At 30.1% G+C, this 20,561-nt stretch carries 11 protein-coding genes, 1 pseudogene and 1 CRISPR repeat array; of the genes and pseudogenes, 3 read left to right on the top strand and 9 right to left on the bottom strand.

All coding sequences use genetic code 11. From position 1 onward, the window contains the following. Positions 1–10 precede the first annotated feature (10 nt). From OC535_RS03465 to OC535_RS03455, 3 genes are all read right to left on the bottom strand, one after another. The gene (locus tag OC535_RS03465; RefSeq protein ID WP_498823162.1) at positions 11–2,452 is read right to left on the bottom strand and encodes a hypothetical protein; all 2,442 of its coding nucleotides are present in this window, start codon (positions 2,450–2,452) and stop codon (positions 11–13) included. A 270-nt stretch (positions 2,453–2,722) separates the two neighbouring features. Next, the gene (locus tag OC535_RS03460) at positions 2,723–3,583 is read right to left on the bottom strand and encodes a DMT family transporter (RefSeq protein ID WP_227053736.1); all 861 of its coding nucleotides are present in this window, start codon (positions 3,581–3,583) and stop codon (positions 2,723–2,725) included. Positions 3,584–3,596: 13 nt separating this feature from the next. Further along, positions 3,597–4,316, bottom strand: a complete 720-nt coding sequence (locus OC535_RS03455; RefSeq protein ID WP_227053735.1) for a DUF554 domain-containing protein — start codon at positions 4,314–4,316, stop codon at positions 3,597–3,599. Between the two features lie 326 nt (positions 4,317–4,642). On the opposite strand from OC535_RS03455, the gene OC535_RS03450 reads away from it, so the two are divergent. Further along, positions 4,643–5,260 carry a class I SAM-dependent methyltransferase gene (locus OC535_RS03450; protein ID WP_227053734.1) on the top strand — a complete coding sequence of 206 codons (618 nt, stop codon included), beginning with the start codon at positions 4,643–4,645 and terminating at the stop codon, positions 5,258–5,260. A gap of 189 nt (positions 5,261–5,449) precedes the next feature. On the opposite strand, the gene OC535_RS03445 is transcribed toward OC535_RS03450, so the two are convergent. Beyond that, positions 5,450–5,932 carry a pyridoxamine 5'-phosphate oxidase family protein gene (locus OC535_RS03445; RefSeq protein WP_024722693.1) on the bottom strand — a complete coding sequence of 161 codons (483 nt, stop codon included), beginning with the start codon at positions 5,930–5,932 and terminating at the stop codon, positions 5,450–5,452. A 248-nt stretch (positions 5,933–6,180) separates the two neighbouring features. On the opposite strand from OC535_RS03445, the pseudogene OC535_RS03440 reads away from it, so the two are divergent. After that, positions 6,181–7,332 (top strand): annotated as a pseudogene (locus tag OC535_RS03440) (FprA family A-type flavoprotein); the annotation flags it as partial. Positions 7,333–7,374: 42 nt separating this feature from the next. Further along, positions 7,375–7,974: a flavin reductase gene (locus OC535_RS03435; protein WP_498823375.1), complete on the top strand. Its 600-nt coding sequence runs from the start codon at positions 7,375–7,377 to the stop codon at positions 7,972–7,974. A gap of 62 nt (positions 7,975–8,036) precedes the next feature. Here the strand turns inward: OC535_RS03435 and OC535_RS03430 are convergent, their stop codons facing one another. The 5 genes from OC535_RS03430 to OC535_RS03410 all read right to left on the bottom strand — a co-directional run bounded on the left by OC535_RS03430 (position 8,037) and on the right by OC535_RS03410 (position 20,541). Continuing rightward, positions 8,037–8,912, bottom strand: coding sequence for a DUF362 domain-containing protein (locus tag OC535_RS03430; RefSeq protein ID WP_498823160.1), 876 nt, complete (start codon positions 8,910–8,912; stop codon positions 8,037–8,039). 247 nt (positions 8,913–9,159) lie between these two features. Further along, positions 9,160–13,938 (bottom strand): discoidin domain-containing protein, encoded by a 4,779-nt coding sequence (locus tag OC535_RS03425; RefSeq protein ID WP_498823159.1) that lies wholly within the window; start codon positions 13,936–13,938, stop codon positions 9,160–9,162. A 300-nt stretch (positions 13,939–14,238) separates the two neighbouring features. Next, positions 14,239–15,855 carry a glycoside hydrolase family 2 protein gene (locus tag OC535_RS03420; RefSeq protein WP_498823158.1) on the bottom strand — a complete coding sequence of 539 codons (1,617 nt, stop codon included), beginning with the start codon at positions 15,853–15,855 and terminating at the stop codon, positions 14,239–14,241. Between the two features lie 426 nt (positions 15,856–16,281). Then, positions 16,282–18,624: direct repeats of the CRISPR family, unit length 30 nt; unit sequence ATTTCAATACATCTTATGTTGTTATTAAAC. Between the two features lie 223 nt (positions 18,625–18,847). After that, complete coding sequence (locus OC535_RS03415; RefSeq protein ID WP_027090442.1) at positions 18,848–19,222, bottom strand: hypothetical protein; 375 nt, start codon at positions 19,220–19,222, stop codon at positions 18,848–18,850. Continuing rightward, positions 19,222–20,541, bottom strand: a complete 1,320-nt coding sequence (locus OC535_RS03410; RefSeq protein WP_227052599.1) for a M18 family aminopeptidase — start codon at positions 20,539–20,541, stop codon at positions 19,222–19,224. The genes OC535_RS03415 and OC535_RS03410 overlap by 1 nt, the downstream gene beginning before the upstream one ends. Between the last annotated feature and the right edge of the window lie 20 nt (positions 20,542–20,561).

Raw genomic sequence — 20,561 nt, 5'->3', positions numbered from 1 at the left:
ATATTTAAAATTAATTAAGCGATTTTTTCTTCTTTCCATGAATATAAGCCGCAGTAGTTCCTAATGTAACCACAGCCATTATCCATAAAGCAATATTTTGATAATCTCCTGTATTAACTGTATCTGGTGATTTTTTAGAATCATCTGACATTGCTACCCGATCAGGTGTCCCTGGTTTAATAGAATTAGCAGGATCATTAGGATTGATAGAATCACTATTTCTACCTTCGCCTTTCATCCTCCATAACTGAGTACCATAAAATGGGTTTGCTGTTCCTACAACCATCCAATCATCAGATGTTGCAAAAATTCTTAATCCATGATTATATGGATCATTAAAACCATCTGTTGTAATAGTTTCAAAATTAGTTCCATCATCAGTTACGTACATGTCAAATCCTCTTGTAGCTGTTGAAAGATATTCTAAACATTCTTTAAAAGCTTTAAGATTATCTAATGTCATCATATTTAATAATTTATCATATAACTCATCAAGTATATTTGGAAGACCTGAAATCTTGTCTTCAATAGTTTTGTAAATTTGATAAAGCTCTTCATATATATTTATAAATTCTTCACTACCTTTTTTATTTAAATAATCATCACAAAGTGCTAATTTTGCATTTAAGACTGCTAATTCTTCAGCAGTTTTTGCTTCTAATGAATCAGTAGCAATAGTCCCATTAAGAATATCATTAGCAAGCTGCTCTTTTTGTTCATTTGATAAAGCTATACTATTTTGACTTGATTTTTTATTTTGACTATAAGGACTTATAGCCATATTTTTATAACGATCGTTTGCAAGTTCAATAGCTTCTTCTACCATTGCATAAGCTTTTTCTTGAGAATTAGATTCTCTCATTAGTTTAAAATTAGAACCACTATCATTTTTTTGTGCCAACAATTCTAAAAGAACTTTAATATACGCAATTTGTGACTGCCATTCTTCTGGTTCACGATTAATTAAATCACCATTAGTAAACTGCCCAATTGGTTCTAATAAACTACTACTATCAAACGTTCCTAAATAAAGTTTCCCGTCATATACAACTGACTGCCAAATGTATTGATTTTCATGATGTCCAAAACCAGAACTAATACCTGAAACGCCTCCATCAGGAAACATATCTGTAGCATCTCCTACAACAAGTTCAATATTTTCATTTTTATCCATACGATAAAGATTAACTGATTGTTCCAAATTTTTGGCTAAAAACTCAACGTTAGTATTAAATATAGCATCTTCTAAAGCTATTTCAATATCTTCATATTCACCAATGTAAAGATAATCATTATAAATCACCATATTACAAGCACCAGCTCGAGTTCTTTGCGGATCAATACCAAAAGTATATTTAGCATTATCCTTTTCTTTGTCACCAATAACACTTGTCCACTGCCATGTACCATCAGACTTTTCATCACCTCGAACGATTGCAAAAGATTGCATTGTATGTTCATCTGGCTTATTATCTGGGGTCCCTGTACACATTGCAACATAAAGACTTCCATTATATGAAGCTATTTCCCAGATAGAACCGCCATAAATACTATCTTCATAGTGATAAGCAGGATAATTAAATAAATCATCTTTATCTGCAATTACTTTAAAAGAATTGCGATCAGAAGGATTCGATGTAATCATAATATAAGGGCCATTTAAACCAACACAGCTAACAACTAACTGGTTATCATAAACTGTCATCCCACGAATTCCTGTACAAATACCTTCTTTATAAGCTTGACCATATTCCTGCAAAGTTAAACCAGTGTAAACTTCCTGAATTTTATCAGTTTTAGGATCTATTTCATAAATACTAGGTAACCCTACTCCATTTGAACTTACACTACCACAAAAATATAATTTATTATTATATTCAATTGCATTTCTGAATAGCGGTGCTTGTCCAGTAGTATTTTTAGACATCAATAATTCAGTTTCACCAGTATTGATATTAACTTTCACTAAAATCCCTTGAGAATCCACACCATCTTCTTGCCCATAGAAAAATGTACCATTAAAAAGGGTATTTAAAGTAGCTCTCATGACTTCAATATCAAATTTATTACCTAAGATACCATCCATCAATTTTAAAGTATTTCCCATTGCAGCATAACAAGTACCTACATAAACATAATCACCATAAGTAATTGCTGCCCAAGAATAACTTTGACCACGATCACCATAGGACTCATCTTCACTTTGACCAGGTGTATATGTTTTTACATCACCATTACCAACATAATCAACAATTCCATCTGGTGATTGTCTTGGTTTATCAGCATGAGAAAATTTTTCAAATGTATAGTCTCCTGACGTGTACTTATTAAAATCAGGAACAACTAATTCATCATCTTTTGCCCATACAGCTTTATAAGGCAACATACTAATACAAATCATTGCACTTATTATACAAATTATAAACTTTTTTATCCCGTTTTTCTTTTCCATTTCCTTTCCATTATATTATAGATAATTCACTAATTTATTATCATCTACAATATATTTTCTCCTTTCCAAAATATATTCCTGATTATACGCTGATAAATTGTATTATAAAATAGACAAAATAACTAAAATGTCTAAAACAAAAAATCAATAAAAATACTAAGATTAATTTTTAATTATTCGTAATTTTAGAATTAAATATAATATTAGATAAATAAAATAAAAATCCTTCATTTTCAAATAAAGGATTAAGTGCTATTAAAATCATTATATCTAATCAACCATTTTACGCTGATAAACAAAACTAAAAACAGCAATTCCAATTATAATTACATATCCTATAATACTAAATAAATCCGGAATTTGTCCCAAAACAAAGAAACCTAATAACGCAGCAAAAAGAATTTGCGTATAATCATATACAGAAATATCTTTACCTGGCGCATGAGTATAAGCCGCAGTAATTGAAAATTGTCCACCTGCCGCCATTAATCCCGCTCCAATTAATAAAAGCAATTGTTGTAAAGACATTGAAACATAATTTAGTGCAATATAAGGTAAAACTGAAATACATGAAAAACATGAGAAAAAGAAAACGATCTTTGCACTATTTACACCTTGTTTTCCTAATTGTCTAACACAAGTATAGGCAATTCCCGCTCCTAATGCGCCACAAACACCAATTAAAGAATTAATATTATTCATAAAATCAAATGATGGTTTGATAACAAATAAACTCCCAATAAAAGCAACTATAATTGATATCTTTTGAATATAATTAGCTTTTTCTTTAAGAAATAAAGCTGAAAAAATAATTACAAAAAATGGTGATAATTTATTGAGCATCGAAGCATCACTAACCAAAAGATGATCTACTGCATAAAAATTACATAATATTCCCAGTGTTCCAAACATAGAACGCAATAATAGCATCGGAATATCTTTTTTTTGATACTTAAAATCCTCTTTATTTTTAATCAAAACACCTAAAGCAAATATCGCAGCCAATAAATTTCTAAAAAAACTTTTTTGAATTGAGGGAATATCCCCAGATAATTTCACAAAAACATTCATGGCTGCAAAAAAGAAAGCTGCCAAAATAATATATATAATTCCTTTTTTCGTATTATTCATAATATCTCCTCTCTTAAAATGGTAAAAATGCAAATATAACCGCAAAAATAAGTGTTGGAAGCATATTTGCTACTCTAATATTTTTCTTCCAAACAAGATTCACACCGACAATAAAAATCATGATCGAACCAGTTAATGAAAGATTTGATAATGCCTGCATCGTCATAACTGGTTCCACGATTTTAGCAAAGATAGTTATTGCGCCCTGAAAAATCCCCACCGGTATTGCTGCAAAAATACATCCTTTACCTAAGGTTGTTGTCATGATCATAATAATTACCATATCAATGATTCCTTTTGCCATCAAAGTAGAATAATCTTTCATAATACCATCTTGTAAAGCACCAATAACTGCCATTGCACCAACACACACAGTTAAAGAAGCAGTAACAAAACCATTGATAAATGAAGCGTCGTCATCATTATTAGTTTTTTTCTTTAACCAATTTCCAAATTGTTCAATATGTTTTTCAATTCCTAGCCATTCACCTATTAATGATCCTATAAAAAAACTGCTGATCATCATCATTGTCCCTGTAGTATTAATAACACCATTATCAATTATCAGCATTTCTTTTAGTGCTCCAGATATTCCAATGAAAATAACACATACTCCCATTGCCATCATCAAAGTATCTTGATAATGATTTTTCATTCCTTTTCTAACTAAAAAACCAACAGTTCCCCCAATAACAATAGCTATGATATTAAATAATGTACCCAATCCAATCATCTAATTTAAAATCCTCCACACCTACTACAACTCTCATTTTTAATATCCTAGCAAATAATATCTTATATATCAATATTTTAACTTTAAATTCTTTTTTCTAAAAATCTAACCATTAATAATTAGATATTGTATTATTTAAACTTTTTATATTCAAATTTTTTGCTTATTTTACCCTTTTCATCCATTTTATATTATATTTATAAAATAATTCACCACCTATAAAATCAAAAAATAAGCCAGCAAATTAGATTTTCATTGCTGGTAATATATGAAATCATTATAATAGAATATAAAAATAAATAATTTAGTATTTAATGAGGTGAAAAATGAAAAATCCATGGAAAGAAATACCATTAACTGATTATGAGAGTCATATGAAGCTTGATTCAGTTATGCAATTACAAGCTATGAACAAAATGATGAAAGGTCAATTTGATACTTATCCCATTTCTAGTGTAATGATATTTGGTATTGCTGGCGGGAATGGTCTTGAACATATTCAAAAAGACAGATTTGAAAAAGTATATGGAATTGACATCAACTCTACTTATCTGCAAGCGGTTGTTCAAAGATATCCAGAATTAGGTGACCTTCTAAAATGTCTGTGTATTAATTTGATAGACGAAACTGATAAGTTACCAAAAGCAGATATGGTTATTGCAAATCTGTTGATTGAGTATATTGGATATGAATGTTTTCAAAAAGCAATCAAGCAGGTAGATCCAAAATATGTTTCATGCATTATTCAAATCAATATAGAAAATAACTGGGTGTCTGACTCCCCTTATCTTCATGTATTTGACGATTTGGAGCAGATACATCATCAAATGGAAGAACACGTATTAGAAAACACAATGTATGAAATCGGTTATCATCCTATCAAAACTCTGGAGTATCTATTGCCTAATGAAAAAAAACTGGTACAAATAGATTTTGAAAAATAACTCCTGTTAAAAAATAAAATATTTTATGAAATTTTCTAAATATAAAAACAATCATGTTAACTATTATGATTAGTTAAGCATGATTGTTGTATCGATTATTTTGAACGATAAAAACTACTTATAATCAAATTAGTAATAACAAAAACATCCTATAAAAGAATATATTCTACTTTTATAAATTTATCGTAATTAAAATTTATTCTTTTTCTTCATCCGTATCTTACCTGTAACATTTTCAACGACTAGTTTCATTACTGTTGTTTTAGGCATTACTGCCAGATTAAATTGAAAATCTTCTTGATGATAATGTTTCATCAAAATGCATAAAGCCTCATATTTTTCTTCTTCTGAAAGTATCTCTATTTTCCCTTTACCAATAACACTTTCATATTCCATTGTACAATTACCCTGATCTACATCCATCACCAATCTATGTGAGCAATCCATTTCAAAACTCACTCGATTATCTTTGGCAATCAATGCATATTTTCTTCCCTCAGTTGCGCCATGAAAATAAAGAGTGATCTTATCATCTTTTACCTGCATCCCAAAATTAAGTGGCAAAATATAAGGATATCCTTCATCGTTCAACGCTAATCTGCATACATCACATTTTTCCATCACTTTGATTATTTCTTTGATATCTGTTATTTCTCTATCACTTCTTCTCATATCATCTTACCTGCCTTCATTTATTATTTGTTTTCTTATGAGGGATATTATATCATGGATTTAAATTTTAATCATTATTTTCGATTTCAAGAGCTATCTTTATTGATTTTTGGATATTTTTTTATTTTTAAAATATTTCTAAAAATAATATCGATTTTTATTCCTTAATATACAGAGCTAATTCGTTGATTTTAGAATAGTAATGTACTATAATTTTAATGATTATTAAATAAGGTAAGGAGAGAACTATGGAAATTTCAAAAGATATTCGTTATGTAGGTGTTAACGATCATAATGTCGATTTATTTGAAGGACAATATGTTGTTCCTAATGGAATGGCATATAATTCATATGTAATTATGGATGAAAAAATTGCAGTAATGGATACTGTAGATATTAATTTTACTCATGAATGGCTAGATAATCTAGCTGATGTTTTAAATGATAAAACTCCAGATTATTTGATCGTTCAGCATATGGAACCAGATCATTCTGCAAACATTAAAAATTTTATTAAAATATATCCTGATACTACAATTGTTGCTAATGCAAAAACATTTGCTATGATGGATCAGTTTTTTGATTTAGATTCATCTGTAAAAAGACTTGAAGTAAAAAATGGAGCAACTCTATGTTTAGGTGAACATACTTTAACATTTGTATTTGCACCAATGGTACATTGGCCAGAAGTAATGGTTACTTATGATGCAAAAGATAAAGTTTTATTCTCTGCTGATGGATTTGGAAAATTTGGAGCAAATGATGTTAAAGAAGAATGGGCTGATGAAGCACGCCGTTATTATATTGGAATTGTTGGAAAATATGGTGCTCAAGTACAAGCATTATTAAAAAAGGCTGCTGGTCTAGATATTCAAATAATTTGTCCACTTCATGGTCCCGTATTGACTGAAAATTTAGGTTACTATATTAATTTATATGATATCTGGTCTTCATATAATATTGAAAGTGAAGGAATTGTAATTGCCTATACTTCAGTTTATGGAAATACTAAAAAAGCTGTTGAAATTTTAGCTGGAAAATTAGAAGAAAAAGGATGCCCGAAGGTTATTATTCATGATTTAGCACGTGATGATATGGCTAAAGCTGTTGAGAATGCTTTTCGTTATGGTAAATTAGTTTTAGCAACGACTACATATAATGCTGATGTATTCCCTTTTATGAAAGAATATATCCATCACTTAACTGAAAGAAACTTCCAAAATCGTACTGTTGCATTTATTGAAAACGGTTCTTGGTCACCACTTGCAATAAAAGTGATGAAAGAAATGCTATCAGGATGTAAAAAAATTACTTATAGCGATAATTCAGTAACTGTTAAATCTGCAGTTAAAGCTGATACTATCGAAGCAATTGATAAGTTATCCGAAGAATTATGCCGTGACTATATTGCACAATCTGATGAAAAAGCAAATAAACATGATATGAGTGCATTATTTAGAATTGGTTATGGTTTGTATGTAGTTACAAGTAATGATGGAAAAAAAGATAATGGTTTAATTGTTAATACTGTTACTCAAGTTAGTGATTCTCCAAATCGTGTAGCTGTAAATATCAATAAACAAAACTATTCACATCATGTGATCAAACAAACAGGTAAATTAAACGTAAACTGTTTATCAGTGGATGCACCATTTAATGTTTTTGAACGTTTTGGTTTTAAAAGTGGTCGAACAACAGATAAATTTGCTGATTTTAAACCTTTATACTCTGATAACGGACTTGCTTTTTTACCTCGTTATATTAATGCGTTTATGTCACTTGAGGTTGAAAACTATGTTGATTTAGAAACTCATGGTATGTTCATTTGTAAAGTAACTGAAGCACGTGTTATGTCTGATAAAGAAACAATGAGCTATACTTATTATCAAGATAATGTTAAACCTAAACCTAATACTGAAGGTAAAAAAGGATTTGTATGTAAAGTATGTGGTTTTGTTTATGAAGGTGATACATTACCTGATGATTATATTTGCCCATTATGTAAACATGGTGTTGCTGATTTTGAACCAATTGAAAATTAATAATTTGGGACTGTTAATAACAGTTCCTTTTATTTATAAAAATAGACAACTTTACTAGCTGTCTATTTATTTTGATCAATATCAATTAATTCATATTCACGACTACCAATTTTTAAAGCTGCAGCAGCTTCAACTGTATGCACACCATTTCTTGACTCGATTCGTTCTAATAAATGTTGTTTACCAGGATCATTTGATGCATAAACTAAATCTAAACAAGCTTGATCTAACGCCACTGGATCAGTTGAACAAAGGATTCCAATATCAGCAATTGCAGGATCTTCAGCCACTGCACAGCAATCACAATCAACTGACATATTACACATAACATTTATAAAAACAATATTTTCTTGATAATAATTAACAATTGTCTGAGCTGCATCAGCCATTGATTCTAAAAATGAATCATGATCAGCAGTCCAAATTTCTTCAGGAACACCTGCACCATGAATATGAGCTTTACCATGTGACGAAGCAATTCCAATGGAAATATTTTTTAATGCACCACCAAAGCCACCCATTGGATGCCCTTTAAAATGACTTAATACTAACATAGAATCATAATTTTTTAAATGATCACCAACATAATTTACTTTTAAATGATAACCTTTTTTTACTGGTAATTCCATTTCTCCATCTTCATCTAGAATATCAACACTTGCAATATCACACCAGCCATGTAATTTCATCGTTTCCCAATGTTCCTTAGTTGTATTTCTTTTCCCTTCGTACGCTGTATTACATTCAACAATCGTCCCATTTACATATTTAATTATTGGTTCCATAAAATCAGGTTTAATAAAATTTTGGTTACCAACTTCACCAGAATGAACTTTTACAGCCACTTTTCCAGAAAGTTCAACTTTTAATATTTCATACATTTTGATCATTGCCTCAGGGGTAATCTCTTTTGTAAAATATACTTTTGCTTTTTCCACTTTCACCACTCCTCGTATTCTTACTTGTTATATATAATTATTATAATCCTTAAAGTTAACTTTAGGTCAATAATATTTTTCTCAATCTTTTATATTCTCGCTTAAAGATATCAAAAAAATCTATCTAAAAATAGGCTCTTTCTTGTTTTTTAATAAAAATATAAAAGGAAGAGTCAAAATTATCGATAAATTTCAATTCTTCCTTATTTTTAATTATCGAGTAAGAACTAGATAAATCTTTTTATTTTCATTGCTTTTTCTTTCTAGATAAATACGCAATTGCACTTAAGGAAACAGCTGTCCCTAATACTGCTGTTAGATTAGTATTATCACCAGTAGCGACACTTGTTGTATCTCCTGTTTTTACAACTGATGTACTTTCTAACCCTTCGATTGCTTTTGTTAAAGTATCTTTGGCTTTATCTACTTCACTTTGCACTGCTTCAGGATCATTTGCTACTGCTTTAGCTTCTTTTAACGCTTCTTCTACTACTGCCCATGTCTTTGCACTATAATTTACTTTATTTAGCTCCATCGCTTTAGCAATCGTTCCTGTCAACAATTCTTTATTTGGGATCAACCGCAAATCTAAATATGCTTTCAATAATCCATAATATGCATTATCTACCTCATCTTGTGTTACATTTGGATCATCTAATACTGCTTTAGCTTTTGCCATTGGTTCTGCTAAGTTTGTAACACTTGCTTCTGTATATTTACTCTTATCTAATCCTTCACACCTATCATACATTCCCTGTAGTAATGTCTTATCTGCTCTTAAGATTAAGTTTTCAACTGCATCGATTAAATTATTGTATGCATCGATTACTTCTGCTTCTGTAGCTTCTTCATTTGCCAATACTTCTTTTGCTGCTTCTAAAGCTTCCTGTAATCCTGCCCACGATCCTGTTGTATAGTCTTCTTCATTATATTCTTCTACTCTATTGACCAACTCTTCTAAGAATCCTTTATCGGCTTTCTTTGTTAAAGCATTGATTGCTTCTTGTAAATCATTGACTGCTTTTTCTACTTCAGCTTCTGTAGCATTTTCATTATTCATTACTTCTTTAGCTGCTTCTAAAGCTTCCTCTAATACATTCCATGTACTTGGTGTATATTCTTCTTCATCATAGCCTTCTGCTTCTTTTATTAATGCTTCTAACTCAGTTTTATCTACCTCTTCTACTGGTTTGAATCTTAAATTCAAGAATGCTGTTACTAATTCGATATATACTTTATCGACTTCGCTTTGACTAGCTTTTTGATCCGCTAAAACATCCTGTGCTTTCTGTAATACTGGTACCATCGCATTCCATGATTCTTCAACATACTTATCTTTATCTAGTCCTAGAATATGATTTACTAATCCTTCTAATAATGTCTTATCTGCCTTAGCTGCTGTTTCTAAGTTATTGATTGCTGTCTGTAAATCAGCATAAGCTGCATCTACTTCTTCCTGCATTGCATTTTCATCATTTACTACCGCATTAGCTGCTTCTAAGGCTTCTTTAAATGCTGTCCATGAAGTGACTGTATAGTTTTCTTCTGCATAACTATTTGCTTCATTGATCAAAGCTTCTAAAGCACTCTTATCACCTTTTACAAATTCTAACATCTGCATCGCAACTGATAAGCGGGCAAATGAAGCATTGATAGTTTCCTGACTGGCACTATCATCAGCTAAGATTACTGTTGCTTCTTGTAGTGCTGCTTTAAATTCATTAACGACAGCTGGAACGACATTAGCTAACTGTTCTTCAGTTACATTATTTGCCATTTCAACAGCTATTGATAATGCAAATTTATCAGTAGTTATAATTTCTTTTTCTACTAAGTTATCTTTTGCAAGCTGTAATTTTTCAATAGCACTATCAATATCATTTTGGCTAACAGCATTTTCTAAAACTGTTCTAGCTTCTTGGCGTATTTCAACAAATTCTAACCAGCTTTCTTCAGTATAATCATTTTCTTGTAATTGATCACAAATATCCAATAATTGTTGTAACTTAGAAAAATCTAAATCAACAGCTGATTTAATTGTATAAATAAATTCTTGATCACGAATATCTTTTACAACAACTTTATCGTTTCGAGTAACTATATCATTACTATTTTTTATAATTCCTTCATTAGTTTGAATTTCTACAGTACAATTTCCTTTTGGTTGCAGCATAGCTATAAGCTTAGCGACACTAATTGAAGTATCATCAAGTTTAACTGTTGCATTACTTTCATCAACAATATTTCCTCCAAGTCGCCAACCAAATACTTTTATTTCCTTTACAACAGCTGGAATATATGCTAGCTGTAAGCTAGAACTATTTACTGTTAAATTCATATCTTTAATTTGTGATGTTTTTCCTTCAACCCAATGCTCTGTATGATCCTGAATTGTATTATCATTATTAACTAGATCATAACCACCAGCTATTCCTACTGGATTCAAGGCATGTAATTCATATTGATAAGAGCGTTTTGAAGCTGAATTAAACCAGTCAATCGTAACTCCAGTAAGATAGAACCAATCATTTGTATCTGCTTTTTCAGTAAGGTCTATATGAACTGTTGCTGGATAATAGCTTTGAGTTCGAGCAGCATTCATTACTCCACTCCATCTTGTATCGATATTACCATCATTGATATTAGTAACAACAAAACCTTTAGCCACATCTTCATTAGCAACGATCTTACCATCTACCTCTTCTTCGGTAACTAATGCCTGTACTGGCTGATTTTGAGATATCGGAGTAGTACTATGATCAGCAAATGATAAAGTATAGGTATCTTTAATTTCTTGATTTAAACTTTCAATAATTAAAGAAACACCTTCATAAATAACATCTTGATCATCTAACTCATTATTACCATCAACAACACTTATTTTTGCATTTCCATCAATTTCTAATTGATTCAATAATTCTGCTACCGTAGTTCCAATACTTAAACCACTAATAATATGATTACTTTCATCAACATTATATACTGCTGAATTTATTTGATAACCTTCTATTTCCATCTCCCAAACACTCGGAGCATGGTATGCATAACTTGTGCTTTTACCATCAATTTCTAATAGAACATATCGTCCCTTAGCATTTAAATCTTCTATTACATGATTTTCTTTTTTCTCAATATTATCACTACCATCAACAATTAAATATTTTTCATCAATTGTTTCTTGCTGTAAAACATCTAAGTTATCTGCAGCATAGATTTTATATGTATAATAACGATTTACATTATTTTCATTATGTGGCGTCGTTCCACCATAGAAAGTTAAATCTATATGATTTAAATGATAATCAGCACCTAAATCAATGCATACTTTAGCAGGATAAATTGCTTTATCATGAGCAGCATTCATCGCACCGCTCCATCTTGTATCAAGTTTGCCATCGTTAATATAATGAGCAGGTGCATAATTCTTACCATGAACAAGATCATTTTCGCCTTCTAAAACATCTTCATTAGGTTTAGTTACACCATCACTATCTACACCTTCAAAAGCAATTACTTTTTTGTTTTGTGAAACTGGCGTAGTATCTAAACCGCTCTTTTCTAGAGCATAAATAATTTCTTCATCTCCTGTGCTAATAACAACTTTCATCTTAGCATCAAGTTCACCACTACTAACAGTATTACCATCTTGATCAATGATCGAAATCTTATCAAAGTTTCCATCAACTATTAGATTTCCTAATAAATCTTCAACATTATCACCTGACCAGCCTTTTATTTTAGCATTGGCATTATCAATGCGATAGATATCACTCTTTAACATAAAACCATGTACTTCAACTTCACGAATATACATTGAGGCTACTGAATTAGTTGCCGAAAGTCCTTCAATTTTTACATATCGAGCTAGTTGTGGTTCAAAATTACGATTAGACCAGCTCATTCCACTGCTTTGATCACTACTCTTAGTTGAATCAATAACTTTAGTCCAATTTACATTATCCTGGCTTAAATAAACCGAATATGTAAATGTACGATGACTAGTGTCATGATCCCACCATAATACATTAGTATCATAAACATAATAAGTATCTTGTAAATCAATAATTGCATTTTGTGGTGACTGTGTAGATAAAGCTATTCCTGAATTCCATGCCGTATCTGTTTTACCATCAACCATATTTTCTTTTGGTTCGCCACTTTTTTCATTTTCTACGATTACTGGCTTATTTCGTGATATTGGCTGAACGATTACTCTATACCAAACCGCATGTTCTTGATCTTCACTGATTGCTTTGATCCACATATCGTAGCTAATCGATATATCATCATCTAATAAAGTACTCTTATCACTATCATAAACTTCAACACTAGTACCATTTGATAAAGTTACATTTGCTTTAAAATCTTGTACTTTAGTTCCTGCCGGAATTCCTGAAACAGTACTATTTTCATCATTTACATATGCAAAATTATATAAATTTGAAGAGATTGAAACTGTATCGTATAATTTTCGATTCCATGTTGTTTCATCAACATATGTTTTACCGTCTTTTCTACCAATTGCAACAATATGATTTTCACCTGATTGTAAAGTTATATCCCACATAAATTTATGCTGTTCAACTTCACTTGCTGTTACAATACCCTGAGAAACACCATTTACGATTAATTCAACTTCATCCATATTGGCATATACTTTTGCTGAAATAACATCCTGATAACGATTTTCAAATCTTTTACTTGTGATATGTAAAGTTGGATCTTTTGACCAGGTAGCCCGATAAAAATAATATACATCTTTTTTCAAAGTACGGTCATATGAAACCATTCCTTTGTTATTAATTCCTTTTCTACCAGCTTCACTGCGACTATCAGAACCAAACTCAAACATATTCCATACAAAAGTTCCCCACAACCATGGCCGCTCTTCTATTGCCTGATAATAGATTTCGTGCCACTGTGCTTGGAATTCTTCGGTTTGATAAGCATCAAAGCTAGTTCCTACTCGATATCCAGGATTTTCTTCATGATATTCAACATTACTTCCAACCCCGTATTCACTCATTCCAATTTTTCCATTTACATTAACGGTAATTGTCTCACCAGTACTTTCATCGGTAACATCAATAGTATCATGACTCTGAGCATATTCTTTTACTTGATCAAGCCAAGTTCCAAAATAACGTACATCCTGTGATTCGTATAAACCAAAATATTTATTCCATGCACTAACATCAGACTGCCAGCTTAAAGCAGCACTTTGACTTTGTGCTGTCGCTACAGTAACTAAACGCGAATTATCTAATTCATGAGATAATTCATATAAATCACGTAAGAGCGTATTTATCCTTCCACCATTATTTGGCTATTGTTCATTATGAATTCCCCATACAACGATCGATGGATGAGATATATTTTGCTTTATTAATTCCTCTAAATTATTTTTTGTACTTTCAGTAAAATGTTCACTTGCTGTCATACTATTAACTAACGGAATTTCTGCCCATGCACAGATACCGTATATATCAGCTAATTCATAAGCATATTCATCATGTTGATAATGAGCCAAACGCAAAGCATTAGCACCAATATCTGCAATCATTGCCATATCTTCTTCCTGATCTTTTTTACTAACTGCATATCCTTTATCCATGCGGTCCTGATGCTTATTTACACCACGTAATGGATATGATTCACCATTTAAGAAAAATCCTTCATTTTCATCAACATAATAAAATCTAAAACCAATTTTTTTATATACAACATCTTTGATATCATTATTTTCATCGTATAAGAACACTTTTACATTATATAAATATGGATCTTTAACCCCATTCCATAAATGAGGATCATCTACGATGATTTGTTCATTTACATTTTGGATTTCGCCAGTACCGTTAATTTCAATTTTTTCATTTCGAGAAACTTCATCCCAATTTGCATCATACACAACTGTTTGCATATATGCCTTTTCCTCATTATTAACAGCAACTCTAGCATCAATATTAATCTTACCACCAGCACCAAAAACATCTGTAACTGTAGAATCTTTAGTTACATTATCAATTACAGCCTGATTAATTAAGACCCCTTCACTTCCATGATCTAATAAATCAAAATGACTATCATCAACAGCAATAATATTAACATCACGGTATAAACCACCAAATACTGTAAAATCTCCTGACAAAGGCATTAATGAATTAACTCGGTTATCTACACATAACGCTATTTGCGTTAAACCATCTTTTTTTACATAATCAGTAATATCAAATCTAAAATTAGAATATCCACCTTCATGCTGACCAAGATATTTTCCGTCTACATATACGTCAGTAATCTTACAAGCACCCTGTACTTCTAAAAATACATTTTTATTTTCATAAGTATTACTCGTAAAATCTACATCAGTGATATACCATCCTTTACCTTTAACATAATCATTATTACCATCAGCACCATCTTCACTGTTCCAGCAATGTGGTACTTGTACATGTTCCCAATTATTATCAATAGTAGGAACCGTTTGACTGTCAGGTACTTTTTCCATATCTTTTTCTAATTTAAACCGCCAGTCATTATCATTAATATTTACTTCTGTATGAGCAGTTTGTTTATATACCGGCTCAATTACTTGAACATTAAATTGTCCATTTTCTATTTTACCGTCTTTTTTTGCAGTTACTTCTATTGTTGTAGTTCCAGCTTTTTTAGCTTGTACAACTATTGCATTTTCTTCTAAAGATACCTCAGCTATTGATGAATCTTTAGAATCAACCAATAATTCTACGCCTTCTTCTGGATATGTAGTTACAAATACATGGGTCTTTGTATCTACTTCCAAATTTTTTACATCCCGTAATCCTTGAATTGAAAGATCACTAATAACTGTACTTTCAAATTCTTTTCCCTGAACTGATAATGGTGTCATGACGGAAAATAACATTGTCATTACCAGCAGCACAGAAAATAGCTTTTTCATAAAAATCCTCACTTTCTTTAATATTCTTTCCCCACATAGAGTTTTAATTATATTTAAAAAAGACATCATAGAAAGCTGATATCTTAATTAAGATATAATTGTAAAACTTCTATATTAATAATATGATAAAGCGCTTACATAAATTTGTCAATGATTATTAAAACAATAATTTAATATCCAAAAAAAATAAAACTTTAATGAAATAAAGTTTCTAGGTTAATTCTTTTTCAAATATCTTTTTACTAATTATAAAAGTAACTACAAGAATTGCAAAAAATATCAAAAGGTTTTTTAAAGTCATAATTACAATAAATAATCCTACCAGAAGTCCAAAGATCTAAAAAATGATTTTATCAAAATATCATTTTCTTTAATCAACCGAGATTGATTAATCAAATTCTGTTGTGGTGTTATTACTGAAATCAGAGTTCAATACATCTTATGTTGATATTAAACACGTAGGTTGATGTTAGCAACATTAAAAACTGACAAATTTCAATACATTTTATGTTGATATTAAACGTAATTAAATCGCAAGTATTTCTTTCAGCTTGGTTTATTTCAATACATCTTATGTTGATATTAAACTATTATATCCTTTAATTCTATTTTATTCATAATCTCATTTCAATACATCTTATGTTGATATTAAACTTTAAATATTCTGAAATAAAAAACGCAAATTTATAATTTCAATACATCTTATGTTGATATTAAACCATCTAACGGGATCTATGATGATTTGTTCTAAATCCATTTCAATACATCTTATGTTGATATTAAACTCTGGAAGTTCAAGCAATCCATTTTCTCTTAATATCTATTTCAATACATCTTATGTTGATATTAAACTGTTATTTTTTAACTTATTCATCATCAAAAACAAATATTTCAATACATCTTATGTTGATATTAAACGATAAACATCTTTAGAAACAACGATCGTCGCTGGGCTATTTCAATACATCTTATGTTGATATTAAACAATTTTTTTCGTTTTTCTATCTTATTTGCAAATAAATTTCAATACATCTTATGTTGATATTAAACTACATCTAATTTTTATACGTCAGCGATTATGTCAATATTTCAATACATCTTATGTTGATATTAAACCTAATAATTTACGAGGGTCAAATCCTTTACCTTCTAAGATTTCAATACATCTTATGTTGATATTAAACATTCTTTGATCGCCATTATTGGTGTTTTCCATTAAAATTTCAATACATCTTATGTTGATATTAAACCTGCATATGGCGAATCTATAAGACCCGATGAATTAAATTTCAATACATCTTATGTTGATATTAAACAAGAAAGCACAAGAGAAAAAAATAAAATCATATCATCATTTCAATACATCTTATGTTGATATTAAACCTTATATGGGCTTCGACAAGCTTACTTTTAGCAAAAATTTCAATACATCTTATGTTGTTATTAAACCTTTAACTTATGTGTATAAGCAGGATTATGATTTAGGATTTCAATACATCTTATGTTGTTATTAAACGTAGAAAGAAATTTTATTTCCTACTGTTAAATAGGAATTTCAATACATCTTATGTTGTTATTAAACGAAGATTGTAGAGACCATGGTGATTACTATATATGATTTCAATACATCTTATGTTGTTATTAAACTAGACGTAGCGGTAAGGTGTTGTGTGTTAGAAGAACATTTCAATACATCTTATGTTGTTATTAAACTTGATTTTTATTGGCCTGTTTTCGCGAATATCGGATTTCAATACATCTTATGTTGTTATTAAACCGATGTAAAAATGGAGGAGTACCATCACCGATATTGATTTCAATACATCTTATGTTGTTATTAAACAAATCAGGCTAAACGAAGTAAGCGACAAGAAAATATATTTCAATACATCTTATGTTGTTATTAAACTAGGGCAATTCCAGAAGAAACCGCAAAATTTTCATCGTATTTCAATACATCTTATGTTGTTATTAAACGTTGTGAGCGCCAATGGTGTTGAGCTTACAAACAGGAATTTCAATACATCTTATGTTGTTATTAAACATGTTGCTGGAGCCAAAGACATGGCCTCTTGATCAATTTCAATACATCTTATGTTGTTATTAAACGTCACGCTCATCACAAGAGATATAGCGCACGTTTGAAATTTCAATACATCTTATGTTGTTATTAAACCTCATGGCGTCACCAGGTATCATCCATCCTGTTTGATTTCAATACATCTTATGTTGTTATTAAACCTTTAAATGCAAATCTAAATCTCCAAACATCTTTAGATTTCAATACATCTTATGTTGTTATTAAACATACCTTTTTTAGAAATAGGTTCTCTAGCATATGCGATTTCAATACATCTTATGTTGTTATTAAACCCGACATCAACCGGACCATTTGTCAACATCCCAAATTTCAATACATCTTATGTTGTTATTAAACATGGAAGTAGTATTAAATAATGTGTATATGGCAAATACATTTCAATACATCTTATGTTGTTATTAAACTCCACTTCATTAGAATTAATACGATTTATAATAGTCATTTCAATACATCTTATGTTGTTATTAAACAATGCCTTGACTCATCGCATATGCCTGAAGATTTGTCATTTCAATACATCTTATGTTGTTATTAAACTCATAATGTCCAAATTCCCAATCACTAATATTATTATTTCAATACATCTTATGTTGTTATTAAACAAGTCGAAACAGCATTAGCAATAGAATTAGGGTCAAATTTCAATACATCTTATGTTGTTATTAAACCCTAGTAAATTAGCCACTTTTCATTTTCTATTATACCTCAAAGCTTATATATATCAACAACTTTCTATTTTTTTACCAGCCAAATTATATTTTTATTAATTTCTTGTTTGAATCCCTTAAACTCTTACTCTACCAACCGGTTTGAGCAATTTATTAGATTTTGTAGCTGGTAAAATAATTCTTATTTGTTATAAATAAAAGAAACTTTAAATTAATAAAGTTTCTAACTTAGTTCATTTTCAAACATTTTATTATTTGTTATAAAAGTAACTACAAGGATTACAAAAGAAATATCAAAAGGAGTTTTTAAAGTCATAATAGATATAAATAACCCCAAGATAAAACCAAAGATTTGAAAATAAAATGGTTTCATTGAAATATCGTTCTCTTTAATTAATTTATATTGATTAATCAAATTATTTAATGTTATATAAAAAGCAATAATTGCAACTAACACATCAATAGAAAAGTTAATTAAATAATTGTTTGTTAATAGTTCTTTTATAAATAATAAAACTATATAACCACACATCGTCTGCCATAATCCTGATATTACATATTTTTCAAGTACTTCCTTCTTTAAATTATTTTTTCGCATTACTTAGTAACCTTTAATTCATGTGCACTTGTTTCTTCGATATGACTATTAAAGAATTCTTCCATAACTTTGATCATATAATATGTATCTTTGATTCCTGCTGTTTCATATGAAGAATGCATTGCTAATTGTGGTAATCCAATATCAACACAATTCATAGAAACTTGAGCCATAGCTATATTTCCTAACGTACTGCCTCCTAAAGCATCCGAGCGATTCGCAAAAAATTGTACTGGCACATTAGCTTTTTTACATAAGCCTTTAAACACTGCTATACTAAGAGCATCACTCGTATATTTTTGTCCCGCATGCGATTTAACTACAACACCTTCATTTAAATACACACAATTATTAACATCTGTTTTTTCAGGATGATTAGGATGAACTGCATGAGCATTATCGGCGCTTAACATAAAACTAGAAGCTAATGCCTGATAAAATTCTTCATCATTTTTCCCTAACGCATTATTCACACGTTTTAAAATATCGTATAAGAATGTTGAGCCTGCCCCTTGTTTTGTTCCCGAACCTACTTCTTCATTATCAAAACAAGCAAAAACATTAATAGACTGGTCATTGCTTCCTTTTAAAAATCCTTGTAAAGAAGCATACGCACATTGTAAGTCATCTAATTGTGAACATGAGATAAATTCCTCATTAACACCCCAAATAGATGGTTCCATACGATTATATAGATATAGATCCATCCCATAGATATTTTCATCGGCAACATTTAATTGCTCAGCAATTAAATGTTTTAAATCACCAGCTTTACTATCACTTCCACCAAATAATGGCAGCATATCAATTTGTTTATTATAAGCAAAACCATCATTTACTGCACGATTCATATGAATTGCAACATTAGGAATCATCACTAAATCACGATCGATATTAACAAGTTTCGTAATATAGCTATTACCTTCTTGAATCAACACTCTTCCGGCAATTGATAATGGTCGATCAAACCAGGTAGCACACAACATTCCACCATAACCTTCAGTATTTAACTGTGTATATTTTCCTTTGATTTCAATTTCAGCATTTTCCTTGATTTTAAATGTTGGTGAATCGCTATGTGAAGCAGCTACATTGAAACTATATTTATCTAATTTTGATCCTAAATTAAAAGCGATGATACTTGAATTATTTCTTGATACAAAATATCGTTTACCGGGTTTAATTTTCCAAGCCTGTCCTTCTAATAATTCTTCATAATCATTTTCTTTTAACATTTTTTTCATGTTATCTACAGCGTGAAATGCTGTAGGACTCTGTTTTATAAAAGCCATTAATTCTTGAGATATTTTTTTATCCATCAGCATGTCCTCCTCATTCT

Source organism: Clostridium sp. Marseille-Q5894, from assembly GCF_946902305.1.
Classification (GTDB): domain Bacteria; phylum Bacillota_I; class Bacilli_A; order Erysipelotrichales; family Coprobacillaceae; genus Thomasclavelia.
Note: the sequence above shows the minus strand (reverse complement) of the source record. Positions and strands in the feature narration are given on the sequence as shown.

Bases quoted from the DNA above. Each gene is read 5' to 3' on its own strand.
- OC535_RS03425 (WP_498823159.1), bottom strand. From the start codon at position 13,938: ATGAGTGAATACGGGGTTGGAAGTAATGTTGAATATCATGAAGAAAAT.
- OC535_RS03455 (WP_227053735.1), bottom strand. From the start codon at position 4,316: ATGATTGGATTGGGTACATTATTTAATATCATAGCTATTGTTATTGGG.
- OC535_RS03420 (WP_498823158.1), bottom strand. From the start codon at position 15,855: ATGAAAAAGCTATTTTCTGTGCTGCTGGTAATGACAATGTTATTTTCC.
- OC535_RS03410 (WP_227052599.1), bottom strand. From the start codon at position 20,541: ATGGATAAAAAAATATCTCAAGAATTAATGGCTTTTATAAAACAGAGT.
- OC535_RS03460 (WP_227053736.1), bottom strand. From the start codon at position 3,583: ATGAATAATACGAAAAAAGGAATTATATATATTATTTTGGCAGCTTTC.
- OC535_RS03435 (WP_498823375.1), top strand. From the start codon at position 7,375: ATGAGTGCATTATTTAGAATTGGTTATGGTTTGTATGTAGTTACAAGT.
- OC535_RS03450 (WP_227053734.1), top strand. From the start codon at position 4,643: ATGAAAAATCCATGGAAAGAAATACCATTAACTGATTATGAGAGTCAT.
- OC535_RS03445 (WP_024722693.1), bottom strand. From the start codon at position 5,932: ATGAGAAGAAGTGATAGAGAAATAACAGATATCAAAGAAATAATCAAA.
- OC535_RS03465 (WP_498823162.1), bottom strand. From the start codon at position 2,452: ATGGAAAAGAAAAACGGGATAAAAAAGTTTATAATTTGTATAATAAGT.
- OC535_RS03415 (WP_027090442.1), bottom strand. From the start codon at position 19,222: ATGCGAAAAAATAATTTAAAGAAGGAAGTACTTGAAAAATATGTAATA.